The 23339-nt window shown below is 63.9% G+C and carries 24 protein-coding genes; 7 read left to right on the top strand and 17 right to left on the bottom strand.

Translation table 11 applies throughout. The annotated features are described in order from the left end of the window. Window positions 1-98: 98 nt before the first annotated feature. From rlmN to ACR0MM_RS11850, 4 genes are all read right to left on the bottom strand, one after another. The gene (gene rlmN / locus ACR0MM_RS11865; protein ID WP_170391201.1) at window positions 99-1286 is read right to left on the bottom strand and encodes a dual-specificity RNA methyltransferase RlmN; all 1188 of its coding nucleotides are present in this window, start codon (window positions 1284-1286) and stop codon (window positions 99-101) included. 89 nt (window positions 1287-1375) lie between these two features. Next, window positions 1376-1753 carry a lysozyme inhibitor LprI family protein gene (locus ACR0MM_RS11860; protein WP_170370152.1) on the bottom strand — a complete coding sequence of 126 codons (378 nt, stop codon included), beginning with the start codon at window positions 1751-1753 and terminating at the stop codon, window positions 1376-1378. An 87-nt stretch (window positions 1754-1840) separates the two neighbouring features. After that, window positions 1841-2008 carry a hypothetical protein gene (locus ACR0MM_RS11855; protein WP_170342136.1) on the bottom strand — a complete coding sequence of 56 codons (168 nt, stop codon included), beginning with the start codon at window positions 2006-2008 and terminating at the stop codon, window positions 1841-1843. 162 nt (window positions 2009-2170) lie between these two features. Next, window positions 2171-2704 carry an invasion associated locus B family protein gene (locus ACR0MM_RS11850; protein ID WP_170342134.1) on the bottom strand — a complete coding sequence of 178 codons (534 nt, stop codon included), beginning with the start codon at window positions 2702-2704 and terminating at the stop codon, window positions 2171-2173. Window positions 2705-2883: 179 nt separating this feature from the next. Between ACR0MM_RS11850 and ACR0MM_RS11845 the strand changes: the two genes are divergently transcribed. Then, window positions 2884-3882 (top strand): asparaginase, encoded by a 999-nt coding sequence (locus ACR0MM_RS11845; RefSeq protein WP_480696325.1) that lies wholly within the window; start codon window positions 2884-2886, stop codon window positions 3880-3882. A gap of 3 nt (window positions 3883-3885) precedes the next feature. On the opposite strand, the gene ACR0MM_RS11840 is transcribed toward ACR0MM_RS11845, so the two are convergent. From ACR0MM_RS11840 to hutI, 8 genes are all read right to left on the bottom strand, one after another. Continuing rightward, complete coding sequence (locus ACR0MM_RS11840; RefSeq protein WP_170419976.1) at window positions 3886-4206, bottom strand: YciI family protein; 321 nt, start codon at window positions 4204-4206, stop codon at window positions 3886-3888. Window positions 4207-4225: 19 nt separating this feature from the next. Continuing rightward, complete coding sequence (locus ACR0MM_RS11835) at window positions 4226-4663, bottom strand: SRPBCC family protein (protein ID WP_480696323.1); 438 nt, start codon at window positions 4661-4663, stop codon at window positions 4226-4228. Continuing rightward, on the bottom strand, window positions 4651-4980 hold the full coding sequence (locus ACR0MM_RS11830) for an ArsR/SmtB family transcription factor (RefSeq protein ID WP_480696321.1): 330 nt from the start codon (window positions 4978-4980) through the stop codon (window positions 4651-4653). The genes ACR0MM_RS11835 and ACR0MM_RS11830 overlap by 13 nt, the downstream gene beginning before the upstream one ends. A 50-nt stretch (window positions 4981-5030) precedes the next feature. Beyond that, window positions 5031-5909 carry a phosphoserine phosphatase SerB gene (serB, locus tag ACR0MM_RS11825; protein WP_480696319.1) on the bottom strand — a complete coding sequence of 293 codons (879 nt, stop codon included), beginning with the start codon at window positions 5907-5909 and terminating at the stop codon, window positions 5031-5033. Window positions 5910-5981: 72 nt separating this feature from the next. Then, the gene (gene hutU / locus ACR0MM_RS11820) at window positions 5982-7664 is read right to left on the bottom strand and encodes a urocanate hydratase (protein WP_480696317.1); all 1683 of its coding nucleotides are present in this window, start codon (window positions 7662-7664) and stop codon (window positions 5982-5984) included. Next, window positions 7661-8476 (bottom strand): N-formylglutamate deformylase, encoded by an 816-nt coding sequence (gene hutG, locus ACR0MM_RS11815; protein WP_480696315.1) that lies wholly within the window; start codon window positions 8474-8476, stop codon window positions 7661-7663. Before hutG ends, hutU begins: the two co-directional genes overlap by 4 nt. Beyond that, a complete protein-coding gene (hutH, locus tag ACR0MM_RS11810) occupies window positions 8473-10011 on the bottom strand; it encodes a histidine ammonia-lyase (RefSeq protein ID WP_480696313.1) in 1539 nt (512 codons plus the stop codon). The genes hutG and hutH overlap by 4 nt, the downstream gene beginning before the upstream one ends. Beyond that, a complete protein-coding gene (gene hutI / locus ACR0MM_RS11805) occupies window positions 10008-11216 on the bottom strand; it encodes an imidazolonepropionase (protein ID WP_480696311.1) in 1209 nt (402 codons plus the stop codon). The genes hutH and hutI overlap by 4 nt, the downstream gene beginning before the upstream one ends. An 81-nt stretch (window positions 11217-11297) precedes the next feature. Between hutI and ACR0MM_RS11800 the strand changes: the two genes are divergently transcribed. The 3 genes from ACR0MM_RS11800 (at window position 11298) to ACR0MM_RS11790 (ending at window position 14987) form a co-directional block, all read left to right on the top strand. Continuing rightward, entirely contained in the window at window positions 11298-12659 is a 1362-nt protein-coding gene (locus tag ACR0MM_RS11800) for a formimidoylglutamate deiminase (protein ID WP_480696309.1), read from the top strand. 28 nt (window positions 12660-12687) lie between these two features. Continuing rightward, complete coding sequence (locus ACR0MM_RS11795) at window positions 12688-13392, top strand: GntR family transcriptional regulator (RefSeq protein ID WP_170459850.1); 705 nt, start codon at window positions 12688-12690, stop codon at window positions 13390-13392. Between the two features lie 77 nt (window positions 13393-13469). Further along, window positions 13470-14987, top strand: coding sequence for a malonate--CoA ligase (locus tag ACR0MM_RS11790; protein WP_480696307.1), 1518 nt, complete (start codon window positions 13470-13472; stop codon window positions 14985-14987). Here the strand turns inward: ACR0MM_RS11790 and ACR0MM_RS11785 are convergent, their stop codons facing one another. From ACR0MM_RS11785 to ACR0MM_RS11765, 5 genes are all read right to left on the bottom strand, one after another. After that, window positions 14988-15716: a metallophosphoesterase family protein gene (locus ACR0MM_RS11785; protein ID WP_480696305.1), complete on the bottom strand. Its 729-nt coding sequence runs from the start codon at window positions 15714-15716 to the stop codon at window positions 14988-14990. It abuts the gene before it with no gap. Window positions 15717-15823: 107 nt separating this feature from the next. Then, window positions 15824-17419, bottom strand: a complete 1596-nt coding sequence (serA, locus tag ACR0MM_RS11780) for a phosphoglycerate dehydrogenase (RefSeq protein WP_480696303.1) — start codon at window positions 17417-17419, stop codon at window positions 15824-15826. 68 nt (window positions 17420-17487) lie between these two features. Then, the gene (locus tag ACR0MM_RS11775; RefSeq protein ID WP_480696301.1) at window positions 17488-18642 is read right to left on the bottom strand and encodes a phosphoserine transaminase; all 1155 of its coding nucleotides are present in this window, start codon (window positions 18640-18642) and stop codon (window positions 17488-17490) included. A 182-nt stretch (window positions 18643-18824) separates the two neighbouring features. After that, window positions 18825-19925, bottom strand: a complete 1101-nt coding sequence (locus ACR0MM_RS11770; RefSeq protein ID WP_170372936.1) for a Gfo/Idh/MocA family protein — start codon at window positions 19923-19925, stop codon at window positions 18825-18827. Window positions 19926-19938: 13 nt separating this feature from the next. Next, complete coding sequence (locus ACR0MM_RS11765) at window positions 19939-20649, bottom strand: GntR family transcriptional regulator (RefSeq protein ID WP_480696299.1); 711 nt, start codon at window positions 20647-20649, stop codon at window positions 19939-19941. A 104-nt stretch (window positions 20650-20753) separates the two neighbouring features. Here ACR0MM_RS11765 and ACR0MM_RS11760 point away from each other — a divergent pair, with 104 nt between their 5' ends. The 3 genes from ACR0MM_RS11760 to ACR0MM_RS11750 are packed head-to-tail and all read left to right on the top strand — an operon-like array spanning window position 20754 to window position 23313. Beyond that, window positions 20754-21908, top strand: coding sequence for an LLM class flavin-dependent oxidoreductase (locus ACR0MM_RS11760; protein ID WP_093964187.1), 1155 nt, complete (start codon window positions 20754-20756; stop codon window positions 21906-21908). Beyond that, window positions 21908-22798: an aldo/keto reductase gene (locus ACR0MM_RS11755; protein ID WP_480696297.1), complete on the top strand. Its 891-nt coding sequence runs from the start codon at window positions 21908-21910 to the stop codon at window positions 22796-22798. The genes ACR0MM_RS11760 and ACR0MM_RS11755 overlap by 1 nt, the downstream gene beginning before the upstream one ends. Beyond that, window positions 22795-23313: a flavin reductase family protein gene (locus ACR0MM_RS11750; RefSeq protein WP_480696295.1), complete on the top strand. Its 519-nt coding sequence runs from the start codon at window positions 22795-22797 to the stop codon at window positions 23311-23313. Before ACR0MM_RS11755 ends, ACR0MM_RS11750 begins: the two co-directional genes overlap by 4 nt. Window positions 23314-23339: the final 26 nt, after the last annotated feature.

The raw sequence follows: 23339 nt of genomic DNA, 5'->3' as shown, positions 1-23339 counted from the left end.
TTTTACGTGCGCGCAACCGCGCACCTCTCATGCCTCAAGACTACCAAATTCAGCCGTAGAATTACAGACCATTTGCCCGCGAACCCGCGGGCATCGGATCAACCTTTCAGCCCGGCCTCGGCCTCGATCTGGCGGCGCGACTTGCGGGCGCGCTCGGTGGCCGATTTCAACTGACCGCAGGCGGCCATGATGTCCTCGCCCCGCGTCTTGCGGATGGGCGAGGCGTACCCGGCCTGATAGATGATGTTGGCAAAGGCCCGGATCCGGTTGTTCGAGCTGCGCTTGTAGGGCGCGCCGGGCCACTCGTTGAACGGGATCAGGTTGATCTTGGCCGGAATGTCGTGGCGCTTGATGTGGTCGATCAGGCGATGCGCGTCCTCGTCGCTGTCGTTCACGCCGTCCAGCATCACGTATTCAAAGGTGATCCGCTCGGAATTCGACGCGTTGGGATAGCTGGCCAGCGCCTGCAGCAGTTCCTCGATGTTCCAACGCTTGTTGATCGGCACCAGAACGTCGCGCACCTCGTCGGTGGTGGCGTGGAACGAGATCGCCAGCAGGCAGCCGATCTCTTCCGCCGTGCGCGCGATTTCGGGCACCACGCCCGACGTCGACAGAGTGATCCGCCGGCGCGACAGCGAAATGCCCTCGGGATCCATCGCGATCTTCATCGCGTCGCGGACGTTTTCGAAATTGTAGAGCGGCTCGCCCATGCCCATCAGCACGATGTTGGAGAGCAGGCGCGTCTCGTTCTTGGGCGCGCCCGGGGTCGGCCATTCGTCCAGATCGTCACGCGCCATCATCACCTGACCGATGATCTCGGCCGCAGTCAGGTTGCGCACCAGCTTCTGCGTTCCGGTGTGGCAGAACGAACAGGTCAGCGTGCAGCCCACCTGCGACGAGATGCACAGCGTGCCGCGATCCTCTTCGGGGATGTAGACGACCTCGACCTCGTGCCCTCCGGCAATGCGCACCAGGTACTTGCGAGTACCATCTTCCGAGACCTGGCGGGTGACCACCTCGGGGATTTCGATCACGAAATTCTCGGCCAGCTGCGCGCGATAGGCCTTGGCCAGATTGGTCATCTGGTCAAAGTCGCGCACGCCCCATTGATAGATCCACTGCCAGATCTGGTTCACCCGCATTTTGGCCTGCTTTTCAGGCGTTCCATGTTCGATCAGAACCTCGCGCAGCCGGTCGCGGGTCAGACCGACAAGGTTGATCGTTCCCTCGGGCAATTTGCGGGGAATGGTCATGACATCCTGGGTGATCGGCGCTTTGGCGGACATGGCGGTTCTCGGGCGTTCTGGCTTGGGATGCGCCTCTATATAGGAACGCCGGCAAAGATCAAAAGGATTCGTGAGAACCTGTCCGGACGTCAGTCGAGGAACCGCAACAGTTCGGTGACACGGGCCCGCCCCAACTCGACCCGGCACGAGGTGATCGCAATGCCCGTTCCGGATCCACCACCAAAAGACGCGCCAACTGCTTCGCACTGCGCATCGCGATAAGTCTTCCAGGCCTCTTGAGAAGTTTCAAGCGCTGGCAAAGCAACAGCCCGACCCGTCACTTCGTCCAGTTCCTTCGCCGCATCGACTGCGAACCCAAACGCCGCGACCAAAGCGGCCTCGACATTGGTCTCGGCCCGACCGACGCATGTCCCGATCTCGACCTGAGACCCGGCATCGGTACATTCCAGCGCCGGGTCTGCAAATGCCGATACCGGAAGAAGAATTGCTGCCCAAACCCAACGCATGTCCGTCTCCTCGCCTGTCTACCCATGGTTTCAGACAGAGCTTAGCACAGTGGTCAGGCTTGGGCACGTTTTAGGTGCAGCGAGCGATCACACCCCGGCTGGCGGGATGTAGCAGTCCTCGGCATCCAGTGTCTTGACCGGATCATTCGGGCCGCATTGCTCGCCCGTGACCGGATAGGTTTCGGTGGATTTCTCGCACGCGCTCAGAGTTGCCGCTGCAACAATCAGAACCGCAATAAGGGGTTTGGTCGACATTTCTGGACTCCTTCTTCGTTGTCTGAACCGATTGGTTCAGAAATCGAGTCCGTCAGCCTTGATGCGGATCAAGTATTGGTGCCGACGTTGCGTAAACGGATGGCACAAAAACGCAAAACCCCGCCATTTTGGCGGGGCTTGAGATCTGGACTGGTTGGGCAGTTACTTGGTGCAGCGCTTCTCGGCGTCTTCGATGGCTGCGGTAAAGCCCAGCAACGAGAACGTGTCCTTGGTCTGGGTCCCGCGTTCGGACCGTGCGGTCAACACGGCCTCGGTCCCGCGCTTCATCGCCGTGACGATCTTGGCATCATCCGCGGCGCTGGCGGGCCACGCCCACTCGCCCTCGGTGAACAGTTCGAACTCGGACCCGTCGATTTCCAGATTCACCGTGGACCCGGGGGCGAATGGGTAGCCTCCGGTGAATGTCACCTGACCTTTGACCTCGGCGTTGGGGCGATAGAACACGAACAGCAAAATGTCGCTGCGACGCACCGATACCACACGGCCACCGCGGGTATTCACGGTCTCCTTGGGGGCGGATACGCTCCAGCACTCGGTCGGATCGTCTTCGACGAACACGCTCCAATCAGTCTGAGCGGACACACGGTTCGTACTGGTCGCCTGCTGGGCGATCGCTGTCGTGGCCATCCCTGCCACACAAAGGCCCGCGCATACGCGGGCGAGCATTGTTTTCATTCGTTTAGCCTCCTGGCTCGACCCACACCTCAACTCCATCCCGGAAGGCCGCGAACCCTGACGGTCCGTCTGTTGCAGTTGCGCATCCGGATGATTGCCGACATACACACACTAACGCAGGTTTCGCCACAGGCGAAAGGGCGATTGGCAGAATTTTGCGCACATTCCGGAGGGACGACATGACGCAGCCAGTACCGATGACCGAACTGTGGCGCGGACCGCTGTTGGAGAGCCTTCATCTGGGCCATGCGGTGATCTGCGACGACAGCGGTCAGATCGTGCGCAACTGGGGCGATCCGAACGCGGTGATCTATCCGCGGTCGTCGGCCAAGATGATCCAGGCGCTGCCGCTGGTCACCTCGGGCGCGGCGGCCAAATACGGGCTGGGCTCCGAGCATCTGGCGCTGGCCTGCGCCTCGCACAACGGCGCGGCGATCCATACCGAGCGCGTGACCGCCTGGCTGGATCATCTGGGCCTGTCCGAGCCCGATCTGCGCTGCGGCCCGCAGGAGCCGGCCGACATGGCCGCGCGCGACGGCCTGATCCTGGCCGATGACACGCCCTGCCAGATCCACAACAACTGCTCGGGCAAGCATTGCGGGTTCCTGACCCTGGCCCGGCACATGGGCGCAGGCCCAGAATATATCGAGATCGACCACCCCGTGCAGCAGGCCTGCCTGTCGGCTTTCGAAGAGACCACGGGCGAGGACAGCCCCTGTTACGGAATCGACGGTTGCTCGGCGCCCAATTTCGCCACTTCGCTGGTGGGGCTGGCGCGGTCGATGGCGTGGTTTGCCTCGGCCGGCGACCGGTCGGACCGGGCCAGCGACGCGGCCCTGCAATTGACCCGGGCGATGGTCTCCCACCCCGAGCTGGTGGCGGGCGAAACCCGCGCCTGCACCGAACTGATGCGGGCGATGAACGGCCGTGCCGCGATCAAGACCGGGGCCGAGGCCGTGTTCGTCGCGATCATCCCGGAAAAGAAGATGGGTGTGGCGCTGAAGATCACCGATGGCGCCACCCGCGCCAGCGAGTGTGCCATCGCCGCCATTCTCGTCAGCCTCGGCGTGCTCGAGGCCGATCACCCGGCCACGCGCAAATTCATGAACGCCACGCAATACAGCCGCCGCGGGCTGGAATGCGGCGTGATCCGCCCCGCGCCGGGTTTCCCCGGCTGAGGGTCACATCTCGATCTCGTGGATCTCGGCCACCTCGACCGAGCCCGAGCCGTTGACCACCATGGGGCAGCCCTTGGCCATCTCGGTGGCGGCTTCGACGCTGTCGGCCTTAACCACTGTAAAGCCCGAGGCCGGGTTCGGCCCGCCATTGCCGGCCACGCCATCGGCGCTGACGGTATGGGACTGGCCCACCGGGTTGCCGGGGATTTCCAGCGCCGGCCCCATGTTCTGGAACCACGCGCCCCAGGCGGCCATGGTGGCTTCGATCTCGGCCGGGTCGGTCGGCGTGGTGCCGCCGTGATAGACAAACAGGTACTGAGGCATTTTCTGGTCTCCCTTTTGGTCAGACGGGGTTGGCAAGCCGGGCTTCCAGCTTGCGCAGCGACGAAGTCCAGCCGCTTTCATGATTGGCCGAGACGTCGTCATCGCCCAGATCGCGGTGATCCAGGATCAGGCGCGCTCCGGTGTCGGTCGGCTCGACCGCCAGCGTCACATGGCTCTCGGCGCCGCGCCGGTCGTCGTCGTCATGCCAGCCCCAGGTGAACCCGACCGAGTTCGGCGGGTCCACATGGGTCACATGCCCGGACACCTTGAACCGCTGCCCGTCGCCATTGACCATGACCGAATACCACGGGCCAAGGCGCGAGAAATCCAGATCGTGTTCCGGCACCTCGACCCCTTCGGGACCCCACCACTGCAACAATCTGGTGCCCTCGCTGATCCAGGCGAACAGGGTTTCGGCGCTGACCGGAAAGTCGCGCACCAGCTTCAGGTCGGCCATGAGCTTTCCTCCTGCAGAATATCGCCAAGACGGTCCAGGCTGGCCTCCCAGAACTGGCGTTTCGAGATGGTCCATTCAGCAATCGCCCGCAGCCCTTCGGGGCGGATCGAATAGATTCGCTGGGTGCCGTTGACGCGCTGGTTCACCAGCCCGGCCTGCCGCAGCACCTTCAGGTGCCGGGAAATGGCCGCGCCGGACATGCCCTTGCCCCGGGCAAGGTCGCCTGCGGGCAGCTCGCCCTGATCCATCAATTGTTCAACGATCGCGAATCGAGTCGGGTCGGACAGGGCCGAAAAGGCATCGAGCAGCGTGTTCATGCCCACTGCTTAACACGAATGTTAAACAATGGAAACCCGAAACCGCTGGATCAGCCCTGCGCAAAATCCGATCGGGCATATCCCTGCAGGTACAGCAGCGCGGTCAGGTCGCCATGGTTGATGCGCACGTCGCATTGCGCGGCGACCGAGGGTTTGGCGTGCAGGGCCACGCCCGTCCCGGCACGCTCCAGCATGCCCAGATCATTCGCCCCGTCGCCCACGGCGATCACCTCGCCCTCGGAAATGCCCAGCCGGGCCGAGATCTGTTCCAGCGCCTCGACCTTGGCCTGACGGCCCAGGATCGGGCGCTGCACGTCACCAGTCAGCTTGCCGTCCTCCGCCAATAGCGTGTTGGCGCGGTTCTCGTCAAAACCCAGCAGCTCGGCCACGCGGGCCGTGAACGCGGTGAACCCGCCCGAGACCAGCGCGGCATAGCCACCATTGGCCCGCATCGTCGCGACCAGTTCGCGGCCGCCCGGCATCAAGGTGATGCGCTGGTTCAGCACCCGGTCGATCACCGATACGTCCAGCCCCTTCAGCAGGCCCACCCGCTCGGTCAACGCGCCTTCGAAATCCAGTTCGCCATTCATGGCGCGGGCGGTGATGTCCTTGACCCGCTCGCCCACCCCGGCCTCGTCCGCCAGTTCGTCGATGCATTCCTGCTGGATCATCGTGCTGTCCATGTCGGCCAGCAGCATCTTCTTGCGGCGGCCCTTGGCGGGCTGCACCACCAGATCGACGCCCAGTTTCTGCAGTTCGGCCCAGACATCCCAGCGGTTGGCCGGAACCGCCGCCAGGGCAAATTCGGCCGCCTCGTCGGGGCTCAGCCACTGTATGTCGCCCCCGCCCCAGGCATTGCGCAACGCGTCGATCAGCGCCCCGTCCAGCGAAGGCGTCTTGGGGTTGGTCAACAGGGTGGCAACGTACATCTTGATCCTCCGGCAGCCTGCCCTGCGCATATCGCAGGCGCAGCATTTCCGCCAGAGGCCAATTCCGCGCCGCTACCCCAGAATGCCCGGCAGGCACAGGCCGTGTTCGCGGGCGCAGTCCTTGGCGATGTCATACCCCGCATCCGCATGACGCCACACGCCCGAGGCCGGGTCGTTCCACAACACCCGCTCCAGCCGCCGCGCGGCGTCCTCGGTGCCGTCGGCGCAGATCACCACGCCCGCGTGCTGGCTGAAGCCCATGCCGACCCCGCCGCCGTGATGCAACGACACCCAGGTCGCGCCGCTGGCGGTGTTGATCAACGCGTTCAGCAGCGGCCAGTCCGACACGGCGTCGGAGCCGTCCAGCATCGCCTCGGTCTCGCGGTTGGGGCTGGCGACCGAGCCGCTGTCCAGATGATCCCGGCCGATGACGACCGGTGCGCTCAGTTCTCCGTTCGCGACCATCTGGTTGAAGGCCAGTCCGGCCCGGTGCCGATCGCCCAGCCCGATCCAGCAAATCCGCGCGGGCAGGCCCTGAAACGCGATCCGATCCTGCGCCATATCCAGCCAACGATGCAGATGCTCGTTCTCGGGGAACAGCTCCTTCATCTTGGCGTCGGTCTTGTAGATATCCTCGGGGTCGCCCGACAGCGCGCACCAGCGGAACGGGCCGATGCCTCGGCAGAACAGCGGGCGGATATAGGCCGGGACGAAGCCGGGAAAGGCAAAGGCGTTCTCAAGCCCCTCGTCCTGCGCGACCTGACGGATGTTGTTGCCATAGTCCAGCGTCGGCACGCCCGCGTTCCAGAAATCGACCATCGCCGCGACATGCTGCTTCATCGAGGCGCGCGCGGCCTTTTCCACCGCTTTAGGGTCTGTTTCCCGCTTTTCGCGCCACTGGGCGAGGGTCCAGCCCAGCGGCAGATACCCGTTGATCGGGTCATGGGCGCTGGTCTGGTCCGTCACGATGTCGGGGCGCATCCCGCCGGCGGCCATGCGGCGGTAGATCTCGGGAAAGATCTCGGCCGCATTGCCCAGCAGACCCACGGACTTCGCCTCGCCCGCCTTGGTCCAGCGGTCGATCATGGCCAACGCCTCGTCCAGCGTTTCGGCCTTTTCATCCAGGTATTTGGTGCGCAGGCGAAAATCGATGCTGTCGGGGTTGCATTCCACCGCCAGACAGCAGGCCCCGGCGAAGACTGCCGCCAGAGGCTGTGCTCCGCCCATGCCGCCCAGCCCCCCGGTCAAGATCCATCGGCCGGTCAGGTCGCCGCCATAGTGTTGGCGCCCGGCCTCGGCGAAGGTTTCATAGGTGCCCTGAACGATGCCCTGCGTGCCGATATAGATCCACGACCCGGCCGTCATCTGGCCGTACATCATCAGGCCCTTCCGATCCAATTCGTTGAAATGGTCCCAGGTCGCCCAATGCGGCACGAGGTTGGAATTGGCGATCAGCACCCGCGGCGCGTCCTTGTGCGTGCGGATGATCGCCACCGGCTTGCCGGACTGCACGATCAGGGTCTCGTCGGCCTCGAGATCCTTCAAACTCGCAACAATAGTGTCGAAATCATTCCAGGTCCGCGCCGCACGGCCGATGCCGCCATAGACCACCAATTCGTGCGGGTTTTCGGCCACATCGGGGTGCAGGTTGTTCATCAGCATCCGCAACGGGGCCTCGGTCAGCCAGCTTTTGGCATTCAGGTCCGGCCCGGTCGGCGGAAAGACGTCACGGGTGTTCTTGCGCGGGTCACTCATTTCGGGGCTCCTTTTTCGGCCAGCGCGCCCGACAGGGCCAAAGCACGCAGGCGGTCAAGCATCTCTTGCAGGTGCGGGCGCAGGCGTTCGGCCCGGTCCGCGCGCCATGTCCAGGGCGGGGTCTCGTCCATGTAAGCGCGTTGGGCGATCTCCATCTGGATCGCATGTATGCCCTTGTCCGGGCGGCCATAGTGCCGGGTGGTCCAGCCGCCCTTGAACCGGCCGTTCTGCACTGCGGTACAGCCCGACGCCCGGGCCACGGCGTCCACCGCCTGCGCGACCTCGGGTGCGCAGGTGGTTCCGTCATTGGTGCCCGTGTTGAAGACCGGCAACTCTCCGTCGAACAGGAAGGGGATCCGCGACCGGATCGAGTGGCAGTCTAACAGGATCGCCACGCCATGCCTGGCCCGCACCCGCTCCAATTCTTCCTGCAACGCGGCGTGATAGGGGGCGTGGAACTTCTCGCACCTCTCCTTGATTTCATCCTTCGACGGCTCCTGCCCTTCCAGCCATATGGGGTGCCCGTCGAAATCGGTCAGCGGCACCAGAGTCGTCGTGTTCTGTCCCGGATAGAGCGACTGACCTGCGGGGTCACGATTGGCGTCGATCACATAGCGGTGCACGCAGGACTGGACCACCGTCGCATCGCCAAAAAGCCCCTCATAGAGCCTGTTTATGTGCCAATCCGTGTCGGCCAACGCCCGGCCGATCTGGTTCAGGCGCGCATGGGTCTCCTCGGGCACGACGGTTCCCCCATGCGGTTGGCCCAGCACGATCGGGCCCTGCCCCCGCTGCACCTCGACCACGGTCATGCCGTCACCTCCGGCAGCGGTACGCCGAGCGCCCCCAGGATTGCGCCGCTGGCCACAAGATCCTTGGCCTGCTCCAAGTCGGGGGCCAGGTACCGGTCCTCCGCCAAAGGCGGGATATCGGCGCGCAGCCGCGCAATCACCCGCTGCAAGGGCGCGCTGGTGACCAGCGGTGCGCGAAACTCGACGCCCTGGGCGGCACAGAGCAGTTCGATCCCCAGAATGTGGTTCAGGTTTTCCACCATGCGCGTCAAACGCCGCGCCCCGTGGGCGGCCATCGAGACGTGATCTTCCTGGTTGGCCGAGGTGGGCGTGCTGTCGGTGACGCACGGATTGGCCAGATGCTTGTTCTCGCTCATCAGCGCGGCGGTCGTGACCTCGGCGATCATGAATCCGGAATTCAAGCCCGGATCGGGGGTCAGGAATGGCGGCAGATCGAAGCTGAGCGTCGGATCCACCATCAGTGCGATCCGGCGTTGCGCGATGGCGCCGATCTCGGACAGGGCCAGCGCGATCATGTCGGCGGCAAATCCCACCGGTTCAGCGTGAAAATTGCCGCCCGAGACGATCATGTCGGGATCGGACAGCACCAGCGGGTTGTCAGTGGCCGCGTTGGCCTCAGTCTGCAAAGTCGCGGCAGCCTGCCGGATCACGTCCATCGCTGCACCGGTGACCTGCGGCTGGCAGCGGATGCAATACGGGTCCTGCACGCGGCTGTCGCCCTCGCGATGGCTTTCGCGTATTTCCGACCCCTGCAACACGGCCCGCATGGCGCTGGCGGCCTCGATCTGGCCGCGATGACCGCGCAGGGCATGGATCTCGGGTTGCAGCGGCGCGGTGGAGCCCATGATGGCATCGGTCGATACGGCCGAAACGACCAGCGCGTTCTGCGCCGCGCGCCAGCCCTCGAACAGGCCCGCCAAGGCGTAGGCCGTCGAAAACTGGGTGCCGTTGATGAAGGCCAGCCCCTCTTTCGGCCCCAGTTGAACAGGCTCTAACCCGGCCTTTTTTAAGGCCTCGGCGCCCGGCATGACCGTACCGTCCAACTCGGCTTTGCCTTCGCCGATGACCACCGCCGTCATGTGGGCCAGCGGCGCCAGATCGCCCGAGGCCCCGACCGAGCCCTGCGCCGGGATCACCGGGGTCACGCCACGGGCGAGCATCTGCTGCAGCAGGTCCACCAACGCCCATCGCACGCCCGATGCGCCGCGCCCGAAGGACAACAGCTTGAGCGCCATCATCAGGCGCGCCAGCCGCCGCGGGACCGCCGGACCGACCCCGCAGCAATGGCTGAGGATCAGGTTGCGCTGCAGCGCCGAGGTGTCCTTGGCCGCGATCTTGAGGCTGGCCAGCTTGCCGAAACCGGTATTCACGCCATAGACGGGCTGGTCACCGGCGGCGGCCTCGGCGATGCGGGCGGCGGCGGCCTCAACAGCCGGGCGACAGCAATGATCCAGAACCACCGGCGTTTCGTTCCAGTAGACATCCGCCAGTTGGGCCAGCGAGACCTGCCCCGGAACCAAGGTCAGAGCGCTCATGCCTCCCCTCCGAAAATGCGTGCGTGCAGCGGGTTGAACCCGATCCGATAGGCCAGCTCGGCCGGGTGAGAGACGTCCCACACGGCCAGATCAGCCCGCTGCCCCGGCGCGATCGTGCCGGCATCGGTCAACCCAAGCGCGCGGGCGGCATTACGGGTGACCCCGGCCAGCGCCTCGGCCGGGGTCATGCCAAACAGGGTGCAGCCCATGTTCATCGTCAGCAGCAGCGATGTCAGCGGCGAGGACCCCGGGTTGCAATCGGTGGCCAGGGCCATCGGCACCCCGGCCTTGCGGAACAGATCGACCGGCGGGACCTGCGTTTCCCGCAGCGTGTAGAATGCGCCGGGCAGCAGAACCGCGGTCGTTCCAACCTCGGCCATGGCCGCCACGCCGGTGGCGTCCACATATTCGACATGATCGGCTGACAGGGCGCCGTAGGAGGCCGCCAGCCGGGCCCCTCCCAGGTTTGACAATTGCTCGGCATGAAGCTTGACCGGCAGCCCCAGTTCACGCGCGGCGTCGAACACCCGCGCGGTCTGAGCCGTATCGAAGGCGATGCCCTCACAGAACCCGTCGACTGCGTCGACCAGCCCCTCGGCATGGGCCGCGCTCAGGGTTGGGATGCAGACCGTGTCGATATAGGCGTCCGCGCGCCCTGTAAATTCGGGCGGCACTGCATGAGCGCCCAGAAAGCTGGTCCGAACCCGCACCGGGCGCTGCTTTGCAATTTCCCGGGCCGCGCGCAACATGCGCAGCTCGGTGTCCTGATCCAGTCCGTAACCGGACTTGATTTCAATGCAGGTCACACCCTCGGCCAACAACGCATCTATGCGAGGCAGTGCCTCTTGGATCAGGTCCTGAATACTGGCGGCGCGTGTGGCGGTGACCGTCGACAGAATTCCCCCGCCGGCGCGCGCGATCTCCTCGTAGGTTGCCCCGTTCAACCGCATTTCGAACTCAACCGCCCGGTTGCCCCCGAAAATCGCATGCGTGTGCGGATCGATCAGGCCCGGAGTGATCAACCGATCTGCGAAATCGACGATCGGCCAGTCGGCGTGATCCGGCGGCAGATCTCGGTGCGGCCCGACCCATTGGATCCGGCCCGATGAAACAGCAATCGCTGCGTCTTCAACCAAGCCATAGGACGCAACCCCATCCGCCATGGTTGCGATCCGCCGACAACAAATCACCGAATTTCTGGTCATCGCGATTCTTTTGGACTCCCCTCGGGTTTCAATTTTTCGTATACGTGTAAAAAATTAAAGTCTACACAAAAAGAGACACCGATGCAGATCCACGCCAAAACCGCCTTGTTAGGCTCTGACTGGGTTTCAGACCTGCGGGTCGAAACTGCGAATGGCGCAATCACCGGATTGGAGACCGGCGCGCGTCCGCAGTCGGCCGACACCTGCGTAGATGTCCTGCTGCCAGCCTTGTCAAACCTGCACAGCCACGCGTTTCAGCGCGCCATGGCCGGTATGACCGAGTTTCGCGCAGCCGGGCGGGAAAGCTTCTGGTCCTGGCGAAATCTCATGTACCGCTTTCTGGACAGGTTGACGCCCGAGCAGATGGAGGCCATCGCCGCGCTGGTGTTCCTTGAGATGCAGGAGGCCGGATATGCCGCAGTCGGGGAATTCCACTATGTGCATCACCAGCCCGGCGGCGCGCCCTACGACCAGCTTTCCGAGCTGAGCCAGCGGCTCTTCGCAGCAGCTTCGCGGACGGGAATCGGTCTGACCCATTTGCCGGTTCTCTATTCCTACGGCGGCGTCCGGCAAGAGCCCCTGTCTGGCGGCCAGCTGCGGTTCGGCAATGACGTGGACCGGTTCATGGAGTTGTATCACGAGTGCCGGTCGGCTGCCGCAGATCTTGCCGCGGACACGGTGGTCGGCATCGCGCCGCACTCGTTGCGCGCCACCTCACCCAAGGACTTGGCCCTGCTGCTGGCGCAGGTTCCGGAGGGTCCGGTTCACATCCATATCGCCGAACAGGTGAAAGAGGTCGAGGACGTGCAATCCGCTTTGGGCCAACGCCCGGTCGCCTGGCTTTTGGACAATGCCCAGGTCGACTCACGCTGGTGTCTGATCCATGCCACCCAGATGAACGACGCCGAAACACGCGCTCTGGCGCGTTCGGAGGCCGTGGCCGGCCTGTGTCCGATCACAGAAGCCAACCTGGGCGACGGGATCTTCAACGGAGTGCCCTACCTTGAAACTCAAGGACGGTTCGGTGTCGGATCAGACTCTAACGTGCGGGTTTCTCTGCCAGAAGAGTTGCGCAGTCTGGAATATTCCCAGCGCCTTCGCGACCGATCCCGCGGGGTTCTGGCGGCAGCCAACGGTTCCGTGGGGCATGCATTGTACACCGGCGCGGCACACGGCGGGGCACAGGCTGTGGGCCGCAATGCCGGAGAGATCGCGGTCGGCAAACTGGCCGACATGGTGGCGCTTGACCGGTCGCACCCGACGCTTTGCGCGCTGGCGGATCATCAACTTCTGGACGGCTTGTGCTTTGCCGCACCCGATGGTCTGGTAACGGATCTGTGGTCGGCAGGCCGTCATATGGTGCGGGATGGCAGGCATATTGCGCGCGAGACGATAATCAGAGACTACAAAGCCGCGATTGCAGACCTTTTGACCGACGTCTGACCCGACAAAGAACTGAGTTGAGATCAAGATGACCCAGACCGCTGACACGACCGGCTACAAGGAAATCAAGCAGACTGTGCTTGACCGCATCCGCTCGGGCCAGTGGCTGCCGGACATGTTGCTGCCCAACGAGCAGGATCTTGCGGTCGAGTTTTCCTGCACGCGTACAACGGTCAATCGGGCGCTGCGCGAACTGGCCGAGGAAGGATTTCTGGAACGTCGCCGCAAGGCCGGTACCCGGGTGCTGAGCGCGCCGCAGAGACAGGCCCGGTTCACCATCCCGCTGGTCAGGGAAGAGGTCGAGGCTCTGGGCGGCACCTACCGCTATGCACTTGTCTCAGCCCAAGCCGAACAGGCGCCCGACTGGCTGGCCGCGCGGCTGGCGCTGGGATCGGATCGGCGGGTGATGCATGTGCGCTGCATGCATTTTTCGGACAACACCCCGTTTCAGTTCGAAGATCGCTGGATCGTTACGGCCAGCGTTCCGGCTGTCGAACAGGCTGATTTCTCGACGCTGGGACCCAATGAATGGCTGATTCAGACGGTCCCCTTCACCAATGTCGAGCTGTCTTTTCTGGCAAGCCGCGCCGATGCTGAACTGGCCGGGTTTCTGGACGTAACGGTTGGCGAGCCGGTCTTTACCGCGGAACGTATCACCTGGTTGCAAGGCAGCCCGGTTACCTTCGCCAAGATGTATTTCGCGGCCGGATACCGGATGACCACCCGGTTCTGAGCCTGTCCGGGCCTTTACCGCGGCCCGAATCCGGTACAGATTCGCCTTGACCGAGCAACGGCAACACGGAGAACGGGATGAGCAACCCGCTATACGATCGACTTGTCGGCATTCACGCGGGCAAGACAACGCCGTTCCTGCATCTGCCGGACGGACGCGTTCTCTCACATGCCGATTTCCTAGACATGGCGGCCCGGATCGCCAACGCTTTGACCGCCTGTGGACTGGAACCGGATGACCGCGTTGCGGTGCAGGTCGCGAAATCGCCCGAGGCGCTAGCGCTTTACGCAGCCTGCGTTCAGGCCGGGCTGATCTTTCTGCCGCTGAATACCGCCTATACGACAGACGAGCTGCGGTATTTCATCGAAAACAGCGGTGCTCGGATGGTTGTCGCGGATGCCAAATCACAAGCCGATATCGAGCCGATTGCCCAAGCGCAGAATGCGATGCTCGAAACTCTGAACGCGGACGGTTCCGGCAGCCTGATGCGGCGCGCGCTTGGGATGTTGCCAGCCTTCGAACCCGCGCACAGGACCGAGGATGACCTCGCAGCTTTCCTTTACACTTCGGGCACCACCGGGCGGTCGAAAGGGGCCATGCTGACGCAGGCGAACCTGCTGTCGAACGCCGAAACTCTGGTGCAGGAGTGGCGCTTCACCGCGGATGACGTGTTGCTGCACGCGCTGCCGATCTTTCACACCCATGGCCTGTTCGTGGCCACCAATGTCATGCTGTCGGCCGGTGGATCGATAATCTTTCTGCCGGGCTTCGATCTGGACGACATCTTGCGCCTGATGCCCAAGGCCACCTCGATGATGGGTGTGCCGACCTTCTATACCCGGCTTCTGGACGACGACCGGTTTACCGGGGATCTGACCCGGCACATGCGGCTGTTCATATCCGGTTCGGCGCCGCTGCTGGCCGAAACCCACACGCGGTTCGAGCAACGCACCGGCCACCGCATCCTGGAACGCTATGGCATGACCGAAACCAACATGAACACCTCGAACCCCTATGACGGCGAGCGTCGGGCCGGAACGGTGGGCTTTCCGCTGCCGGGGGTCGAGTTGAAGATCACCGACCCTGAAACGGGCGAACCGCTGCCGCAGGGCGAGATCGGCATGATCGAGGTGCGCGGGCCGAACGTGTTCAAGGGCTATTGGCAGATGCCTGAGAAAACCGCCGCCGAACTGCGCGAGGACGGGTTCTTCATAACCGGTGATCTGGGCCGCATCGACGCGGACGGCTATGTGCATATCGTCGGGCGCGGCAAGGACCTGATCATTTCGGGCGGCTACAACATCTATCCCAAGGAAATCGAGCTGGTTCTGGATGACCAGCCCGGCGTGCTGGAAAGCGCGGTGATCGGCGTGCCGCACCCGGATTTCGGGGAGACCGTGCTGGGCATCCTGGTGCCCGAGGCCGGCGCGGCACCGGATCTGGATGCGATCATGGAGGCGGTGAGCCGAAGCCTTGCCCGTTTCAAACATCCCCGCAGGCTGATCCTGCTGAACGAACTGCCGCGAAATACGATGGGCAAGGTGCAGAAAAACGCCCTGCGCGAGGCCTACAAAGACATGTTCGCGGGCGGCTGATCAGGGGCGCAGCGGCACGCGTCCGGCTTCGGTCAGCAGCCAGCAGTCGCGCCCCTCGAACACGGCGACACCGGGTTGGCGGCCATAGCCCGCGCCGCTGTCCAGGTTGATGCGGTTCCCGTAATGGGTGGGGCGGTCCACCACCGTGTGGCCATGCACGATCAGCTTGGGATGCGGGGTTTCGCAGGCGTGAAAGCTCTGACGGATCCAGACCAGATCGTCCTCGGCCTGCGCGCCCAGCGGCACGCCCGGCCGGATGCCGGCATGGACAAAGGCAAGCTCGGGGGTCTGATGCATCCGTACGAGGTCGCGCAGAAAAGCCTTGTGCGCGACCGGCACCGCAGCAAGGGCCGCCCGATGCACATCCTGCAGCCGGGTGCGGTCTTCGAATTCCACACCATAGCTGCGCAGGGTTTCAGTTCCTCCCAGCCGCTCGTGCAGCCAGTGGTAGCCGACCAGAAGATGCGGATCATGGCGCGGCTCATCCCGCAGGAACCACGCGAACATCCGGTCATGGTTGCCCAGCAGCGTGACCCAGTTCCGCCCGGCGTCGCGCCCGGCAATCAGCCGGTCCAGCAGGCCCTTGCTGTCGGGCCCCCGATCGACGTAATCGCCCAGAAACACGATCCGCGAATCGCGCCTGCCATCCTGCTCGATCAGCGACAGGGCACGGTCGAACTCGGCCGTCTGGCCGTGCAGATCACCGATGGCGTAGATGGGCGCAGTCATGTCCATGTCTCCGTTCCAGGCCGGGTTGGATTTGCGGGCCTTTGCAACGACAACGCCTGCACCGGGCGGGTGCAGGCGTCAATCGCTTTCATCCGGGTCTTGCCGGATCAGACCACGTCGAACTCCAGCGGCTTGATCTGGGTGAACAGCCCGGTTTCAGCCAGCTTTGCGCGGGCTTCGGCCGGAACCGGCTCGTCAACATACAGCAGCGCGATCGCCTCGCCGCCTGCTTCTGCGCGGCCCAGGGTAAAGTTGGCGATGTTCACGCCATGCTCGCCCATGGTCTTTCCCAGGGTGCCGATGATGCCCGGCACGTCCTCGTTGGTGGTGTAGAGCATGTGCGCGCCGACCTCGGCATCGATGTTGATGCCCTTGATCTGGATGAAGCGCGGCTTGCCGTCGCTGAACACGGTGCCCCCGATTGAGCGTTCGCGCTTGTCGGTCACCACGGTCACCTTGATATAGCCCTCGAAGGCGCCCGACTTGTCCTGGTTGGTGGTCGAGATCTTGACGCCGCGCTCTTTGGCCACGACCGGGGCCGAGACCATGTTCACCTCGGGGTTCGAGCGTTTCATGATCCCCGCCACCACCGCGCAGTTCAGCGCGGCCAGGTTCATCTGCGCCGCAACGCCGTCATACAGGATGTTGATCGCCTTGATCGGCTCGTCGGTCATCTGGCCGATGAAGCTGCCCAGATGGCCGGCCAGCTTGATCCACGGTCCCATGACCTTGGCCTCTTCGGCGGTGACGCTGGGCATGTTCAATGCATTCTCTACCGCCCCGGTCAGCAGATAGTTCGAGATCTGCTCGGCCACCTGCAGCGCCACGTTTTCCTGCGCTTCGGTGGTCGCGGCGCCCAGATGCGGGGTGCAGACCACGTTGGGCAGGCCGAACAGCGGGTTTTCCTTGGCCGGTTCCTCGCTGAACACGTCGAAGGCGGCTCCAGCGACATGGCCGGATTTGATCAGTTCGGCCAGCGCCTCTTCGTCGACCAGACCGCCGCGGGCGCAGTTGATGATGCGCACGCCCTTCTTGGTGTTGGCCAGATTCTCGCGGCTGAGGATGTTGCGGGTCTGGTCCGTCAGCGGCACGTGCAGGGTGATGAAATCGGCCCGCGCCAGCAGCTCGTCCAGCTCGACCTTTTCCACGCCCATCTTGTCGGCCTTCTCCTGGCCCAGATAGGGGTCATAGGCGATAACCTTCATCTTGAGGCCCTGCGCCCGGTCGCAGACGATGCCGCCGATATTGCCGGCACCGATCACGCCCAGCGTCTTGTTGGTCAGCTCGACCCCCATGAACTTGGACTTTTCCCACTTGCCCGCATGGGTGCTGGCATTGGCCTCGGGGATCTGGCGCGCCACGGCGAACATCATCGCTATGGCGTGCTCGGCGGTGGTGATCATGTTGCCGAACGGCGTGTTCATCACGATCACGCCCTTTTTCGAGGCCGCGTCCTTGTCGATGTTGTCGGTGCCGATGCCGGCGCGGCCGATCACCTTCAGCTTGTCAGCCTTCTCCAAGATCTTCTCGGTGACCTTGGTGGCCGAGCGGATGGCCAGGCCGTCATAGTTGCCGATGATCTCGGCCAGCTTTTCCTTGTCCTTGCCCACGTCGGGCATGAAATCCACGTCGATGCCGCGGTCGCGGAAGATCTGAACCGCGGTTTCGCTGAGCTTGTCGGATACGAGTACTTTGGGGGCCATGTGCGTGGTCCTTGAATGGGATGATGACTCCGGGCCGGACGCGGCCCGGATCTTGTCGGGGAATGGAGTCAGGCGGCTTCGGCCTGTGCGGCGATCTCGGCCTCGAACGCCCATTTCAGCCAGGGCAGCATCGCCTGGATGTCGGACGTCTCGACCGTGCCGCCGCACCAGATGCGCAGCCCGGCCGGCGCATCGCGATACGCGCCGATGTCCAGCGCCACGTTCTCGGCCTCCAGCCGCTTGGCGACCGCCTTGGCAAAGCTTGCGCCGTCGCGAATGCGCGGATCGGTGAATTTCAGGCAGACGCTGGTATTCGACCGGGTGCCCGGGTCTTCAGCCAGATTGTCGATCCAGTCGTTCTGGTCGCAGAACTCGAAAATCGCCTGTGCGTTGGCATCAGCGCGGGCGATCAGGCCCTGCAACCCGCCGACCGAGCGCGCCCAGTCCAGCGCGAACAGGTAATCCTCGACCGCCAGCATCGACGGCGTGTTGATCGTGGCGCCCTGGAAGATGCCCTCGATCAGCTTGCCACTCTTGGTAAGGCGGAAGATCTTCGGCAGCGGCCATGCGGGGGTATAGCTTTCCAGCCGCTCGACCGCGCGGGGGCTGAGGATCAGTATGCCATGCGCGGCCTCGCCACCCAGAACCTTCTGCCAGCTGAAGGTGGTGACATCCAGCTTGTCCCAGGGCAGGTCCATCGCAAAGGCGGCGCTGGTGGCGTCGCAGATGGTCAGGCCGGCGCGGTCATCGGCGATCCAGTCGCCATTCGGAACCCGCACGCCCGAGGTGGTCCCGTTCCAGGTAAAGACCACGTCATTGTTGAAATCTATGGACGCCAGATCGACGATCTGCCCGTAATCGGCGGTTTTCACCTCGGCGTCGATCTTCAGCTGTTTGACCACGTCGGTAACCCAACCCGCGCCAAAGCTTTCCCAGGCCAGCATCTCGACCTTGCGTTCGCCCAGCAGCGACCACAGCGCCATTTCCACCGCGCCGGTATCCGAGGCCGGAACGATGCCGATGCGATAGTCGGCCGGAATGCCCAGCAGCTCGCGCGTGCCTTCGATGGCGGCCTTCAGCTTGTCCTTGCCGACGGCGGCGCGGTGCGATCGGCCCAGCGCGGCACCAGCCAGCTTGTTCAGCTCGAATGTAGGGGGTTTGGCGCAGGGGCCCGAGGAAAAACGCGGATTGGCCGGCCGCGCTGCCGGTCGTTCGATGGTCATTGGTGTTACCCTTCCAGATATACGCCCCTCGTTGGGGAGGGGTGTCCCGCGGCCAGACCTAGGGGGCCGCGGTTGGGCGGGCAAGCGGAAAAGACGCTTTGAATATCAAAAACGACACGGGCGGTGACGCCAAATCGGAACACAGGTTTCCGATCGGCGCATTTTGCACCCGCAGAAAGACCTCAGCGATCCAGCCGGACGGTTTCGCCCGTGGCCAGCGATTGCTGCGCCGCCAGACCCATGCGTACTGCCCACATGCCGTCGGTCAGGCTGACATCCGGGGCGTCGCGCTCACCGCGCACCAGCGCCAGAAAGCCCTGGTGCTGATAGAAGGTCGAGCCGTTGTGGTCGCCCGCCGCCAGCAGGCGCGGGTCGACGGGAATGTCGCGGGCGACAGGGCCCTTGGGGTCGCGCGGGCTGACGATCAGCTGCGGCACCGGCGGCGCGCCCAGATGTTCGGGCCAGAACCGGCCCGGCCCGGGGACCAGCGCCTCGATCTTGGCCTTGGGGCCGACGACCGAGATTTCCTCCTGATACCGCGCGCCCTCGGCGAACATGCACAGTTCCAGCATCGCCCGCGCGCCCGAGGCGAAATCGATGTTGACATAGCCGTGGTCGAGGATGTCGGGCGTTTCGCCGTCATAGGTTTCGTCCAGATGGTTCACGGCCTGCCCGCCGCTGGCGCTGATGCGCACCGGGTCGGATTGCAGGATGAGGCGCATCAGGTCGAAGAAATGACAGCATTTCTCGACGAACGTGCCGCCGGTGTTGCGGTTGAACCGGTTCCAGTTGCCGACCTTTTCCAAGAATGGAAAGCGGTGTTCGCGGATGCTCAGCATCTTGACCCCGCCGCTGGTGTCCTGCGCCTCGGCGATCAGGGCGGCGATGGGCGGCATGTAGCGATATTCCATCGCCACCCAGATCGGACAGGGATAGCTGCGCTCGATCTCGGCCAGACGGGCCGCATCGTCGGGGTTGGTGAACAGCGGCTTTTCCACCAACAGGGGCAAGGGACGCGTTTCGGCGATCTGGGCGATCTGATCCACATGCAGATGGTTGGGGCTGGCTATGACCAGGCAGTCCAGCGCCTCGACCGCCAGCAGGTCCTGCAGCGACGGCACCATCCTGGCCCCCGGCGCAATCGCCTGCGCGGCGCGCGCCATCTCGGGGTCGGGTTCGAAAATGGCGGCCACTTGCGTGCCCTCCAGCAAGGCGATGTTGTGCAGGTGTTCCTGCCCCATCATGCCACATCCGATCAGCCCGTAATTGATGGTCCGGGTCATGCGCGTTTCCTCGTCATTTCAGTCGTTGGACGTAAGTTGCCCGGTCCGGGTCGAACCAGGTTTTCGAAAACTCGACGGGTTCAGGCCGTTCCGACCAGCTGAACCGCTCGATGTAACCGACGGTCTCGCCCGCCGGCCGGGTGAAGTCCGCGGGGGTCCAGTCGGGCAGCCGGCCGACCGAAACCCGATCCTCGGCGCGGGTGATCCAGAACCCAAGCTGCTGCTGGTAATAGCGATAGAGCGAGTCCGACAGCAGCCGCCGGTCGATCAGACCGGCTGATTCGTCCAGCCAGATCTCCTCGACCGCGATGATTGTGTCATTCAGATAGCGCATCCGCCGCACGCGCGACCCGCGCCGCGAGGTGCCGAAATCGGGCAGGTCGGCGGGCTTGTCCAGGTGATCGACCGACAGGATGTCGGCGCGCGGCAGGCCGCCGCCCTCGGGCAGTTCCAGCCGGAACATGGCATAAACGCTGTTCTGGGTTCCGGTCTCGCGCACATAGTTGCCCGAGCCCTGGATCCGCTCGAGCATCCCCTTTTTTTCCAGCTCGGCGAGCGATTTTCGCAGCGTCCCGACCGAGACGTTCAACTGCGCCGCCATGTCCCGCTCGGGCGGCAGACGCTCGCCGTCGATCAGCCGGCCGGCGGCGATGTCGCGGATCAGCAGCTCGGCGATCTGCACATAGATCGGCAGGGCGTTGGGGTTTCTGGTGGATGGGGGCACGCGGGCGCTTCACTTGGTCGCAGAAAAAATTGATACACTATTGATCTACATCAATGTGGTTGCTACGCAAGAGAAAAGTTGAGCCCGGCAGGAGAGAGAATCAGATGACGATCGTCCCCATCACATCCCCCGATCTGGATGCGGCCGAGGTTTCGTGGTTCGCGGCGCTGTGCTCGGACGATTATCAGTTTCTCGGTGTGCCCGACGGCGATCTGCGCTCCAGCTGGGAACATTGCTCGGGCATCGTGAAAGAGGCCGAGGCGCAGGGCTTCCGCAACATCCTGTGCCCGTCCTCGTATCAGGTGGGGCAGGACACGCTGAGTTTCGTGGCCGGCTGCGCGCCGATCACAGAAAAGATCAACCTGCTGGCCGCCGTGCGCTGCGGCGAAATGCAGCCGATCATGCTGGCACGCACCATCGCGACGCTGGATCACATGCTGAAGGGTCGGCTGACGGTCAACATCATCTCGTCGGATTTTCCGGGCGAAAAGGCCGAAAGCAGTTATCGATACCAGCGCTCGCGTGAGGTGGTCGAGATTCTGAAACAGGCCTGGACGCAGGATGAGATCAATTACCAGGGTCAGGTCTACAATTTCTCGGGTCTGACGACCGATCCGGCCAAACCCTATCAAACCGGCGGGCCGCTGCTGTATTTCGGGGGCTATTCGCCCGATGCGCTGAAGCTGTGCGGCCAGCATTGCGACGTCTATCTGATGTGGCCCGAAACCAAGGACCAGCTGGCCGAGCGGATGAAAGCCGTGCACGCGGTGGCCGACGAGTACGGCCGCACGCTGGACTATGGTCTGCGGGTGCACATGATCGTGCGCGACACCGAGGCCGAGGCCAAGGAATATGCCGACTACATCGTGTCGAAACTGGATGACGAATACGGCCGCGCGATCCGCGAACGGGCGCTGGACGCCACCTCGCTCGGTGTTTCGCATCAGGCCAGGAACCGCGAGCTGGCCGACAAATACGGCTATGTCGAACCGGGCCTGTGGACAGGCGTCGGCCGGGCGCGGTCAGGCTGCGGCGCGGCGCTGGTGGGGTCGACCGACCAGGTGCTGTCGAAGATCGAAGAGTATCAGAAGATGGGCATCCGCGCCTTCATCTTCTCGGGCTATCCGCATATGGACGAGGCCCGCCATTTCGGCACCCGTGTGATGCCGCATCTGAAAACCTGTTCCCTTCCCGAAGCCTATGGAAGGGTTCCTGCTGACACCCCGGCGACGCCGCTGGGCAACGGAGTTCGTCGTTGATGCAACGTATCAAGCTTTCCGACACCCTGGAACTGAGCCGCCTTGTCTATGGCATGTGGCGGCTGGGCGATGACAGCGACACCTCGTCCGCGCATGTGGCGGCCAAAATCCACGCCTGTCTGGATCAGGGCATCACCAGCTTCGATCAGGCCGACATCTATGGCGACTATGGCGCCGAAGCGATTCTGGGCAACGCCCTGCGCGCCAATCCCGGCCTGCGGGACCGGATGGAGATCGTCACCAAATGCGACATCGTCGCCCCCTGCGGGCGCTATGCGGATGCCAAGGTGAAATACTATGACACCTCGCGCGCGCATATCCTGAAATCGGTCGATACCTCGCTGCGGGAAATGGCGATCGACCATATCGACCTGCTGCTGATCCACCGCCCCGACCCGTTCATGGACCACCATGAAACCGGCGCCGCGCTGGACGAGGTTGTGGCCAGCGGCAAGGTCCGCGCGGTGGGCGTGTCGAATTTCCGACCCTGGGACTGGCAGCTGCTGCAATCGGCCATGAAGACCCCGCTGGTGACCAACCAGATCGAGATTTCTCTGGGCGCGATCGCTCCGTTCACCAATGGCGATCTGGCCTTTCACCAGCAGCACGGCCACCCGGTGATGGCGTGGTCGCCGCTGGGCGGCGGAGCGCTGATGGCGGGTAATCCTCCGGTGGGCGTGGTCGCGGATGAGATCGGCGCGCAGTTCGGCGTCGACCGGGCCGCGGTGGCCGTGGCCTTCCTGCTGGCCCATCCGGCCGGCATCCTGCCGGTTCTGGGCACCAATAGCCTGGACCGCATCAAGCGCATTTCGGACGCCCTCAAAGTCAATCTGGATCGTGAAGTCTGGTTCCGCCTCTACGAGGCGGCGCTGGGGCATGAGGTACCATGATGAACGCATTTTCGAACGACATGGCGCGCACCTTCATTCCGCACAAGGACGACACCCGCACCCTGCGGGACGCTTTCGGCCGGTTCGCCACCGGCGTTACCGTGGTGACGTGCGACAGCCCCGACGGGCCGGTCTGCATCACGGCCAACAGCTTTTCCTCGCTGTCGCTGGACCCGCCCTTGGTGATGTGGGCCGGCGACCGGAACTCGCGCCGGTTCTCCTATTTTTACAAGGCGCGTCATTTCAGTGTTCATGTTCTGTCGGCCGACCAGGCCGAGCTGTGCTTTGGCTGCTCGAAGGACGCCTTTGCCCTACGCGACATCGACCACGACCGCTGCGAAAACGGCACGCCGCTGCTGCGCGGATGCCTGGCGCGGTTCGAATGTGAACAACATGCGTATCACGATGCGGGCGATCACGTTATCGTGGTGGGCAAGGTCTTGCGGGCCAGCATGGCGGACGGAGACGCGCTGACCTTTTACGCCGGCAAGCTCGGCCAATTCGCGCACCAATAAGCGCGGGACACGGTCGCGGGCAAAAC

This window comes from Ruegeria sp. BC6, from assembly GCF_056539185.1.
Note: the sequence above shows the minus strand (reverse complement) of the source record. Positions and strands in the feature narration are given on the sequence as shown.

Bases quoted from the DNA above. Each gene is read 5' to 3' on its own strand.
- rlmN (WP_170391201.1), bottom strand. From the start codon at position 1,286: ATGTCCGCCAAAGCGCCGATCACCCAGGATGTCATGACCATTCCCCGC.
- ACR0MM_RS11860 (WP_170370152.1), bottom strand. From the start codon at position 1,753: ATGCGTTGGGTTTGGGCAGCAATTCTTCTTCCGGTATCGGCATTTGCA.
- ACR0MM_RS11855 (WP_170342136.1), bottom strand. From the start codon at position 2,008: ATGTCGACCAAACCCCTTATTGCGGTTCTGATTGTTGCAGCGGCAACT.
- ACR0MM_RS11850 (WP_170342134.1), bottom strand. From the start codon at position 2,704: ATGAAAACAATGCTCGCCCGCGTATGCGCGGGCCTTTGTGTGGCAGGG.
- ACR0MM_RS11845 (WP_480696325.1), top strand. From the start codon at position 2,884: ATGACGCAGCCAGTACCGATGACCGAACTGTGGCGCGGACCGCTGTTG.
- ACR0MM_RS11840 (WP_170419976.1), bottom strand. From the start codon at position 4,206: ATGCCTCAGTACCTGTTTGTCTATCACGGCGGCACCACGCCGACCGAC.
- ACR0MM_RS11835 (WP_480696323.1), bottom strand. From the start codon at position 4,663: ATGGCCGACCTGAAGCTGGTGCGCGACTTTCCGGTCAGCGCCGAAACC.
- ACR0MM_RS11830 (WP_480696321.1), bottom strand. From the start codon at position 4,980: ATGAACACGCTGCTCGATGCCTTTTCGGCCCTGTCCGACCCGACTCGA.
- serB (WP_480696319.1), bottom strand. From the start codon at position 5,909: ATGTACGTTGCCACCCTGTTGACCAACCCCAAGACGCCTTCGCTGGAC.
- hutU (WP_480696317.1), bottom strand. From the start codon at position 7,664: ATGAGTGACCCGCGCAAGAACACCCGTGACGTCTTTCCGCCGACCGGG.
- hutG (WP_480696315.1), bottom strand. From the start codon at position 8,476: ATGACCGTGGTCGAGGTGCAGCGGGGGCAGGGCCCGATCGTGCTGGGC.
- hutH (WP_480696313.1), bottom strand. From the start codon at position 10,011: ATGAGCGCTCTGACCTTGGTTCCGGGGCAGGTCTCGCTGGCCCAACTG.
- hutI (WP_480696311.1), bottom strand. From the start codon at position 11,216: ATGACCAGAAATTCGGTGATTTGTTGTCGGCGGATCGCAACCATGGCG.
- ACR0MM_RS11800 (WP_480696309.1), top strand. From the start codon at position 11,298: ATGCAGATCCACGCCAAAACCGCCTTGTTAGGCTCTGACTGGGTTTCA.
- ACR0MM_RS11795 (WP_170459850.1), top strand. From the start codon at position 12,688: ATGACCCAGACCGCTGACACGACCGGCTACAAGGAAATCAAGCAGACT.
- ACR0MM_RS11790 (WP_480696307.1), top strand. From the start codon at position 13,470: ATGAGCAACCCGCTATACGATCGACTTGTCGGCATTCACGCGGGCAAG.
- ACR0MM_RS11785 (WP_480696305.1), bottom strand. From the start codon at position 15,716: ATGACTGCGCCCATCTACGCCATCGGTGATCTGCACGGCCAGACGGCC.
- serA (WP_480696303.1), bottom strand. From the start codon at position 17,419: ATGGCCCCCAAAGTACTCGTATCCGACAAGCTCAGCGAAACCGCGGTT.
- ACR0MM_RS11775 (WP_480696301.1), bottom strand. From the start codon at position 18,642: ATGACCATCGAACGACCGGCAGCGCGGCCGGCCAATCCGCGTTTTTCC.
- ACR0MM_RS11770 (WP_170372936.1), bottom strand. From the start codon at position 19,925: ATGACCCGGACCATCAATTACGGGCTGATCGGATGTGGCATGATGGGG.
- ACR0MM_RS11760 (WP_093964187.1), top strand. From the start codon at position 20,754: ATGACGATCGTCCCCATCACATCCCCCGATCTGGATGCGGCCGAGGTT.
- ACR0MM_RS11755 (WP_480696297.1), top strand. From the start codon at position 21,908: ATGCAACGTATCAAGCTTTCCGACACCCTGGAACTGAGCCGCCTTGTC.
- ACR0MM_RS11750 (WP_480696295.1), top strand. From the start codon at position 22,795: ATGATGAACGCATTTTCGAACGACATGGCGCGCACCTTCATTCCGCAC.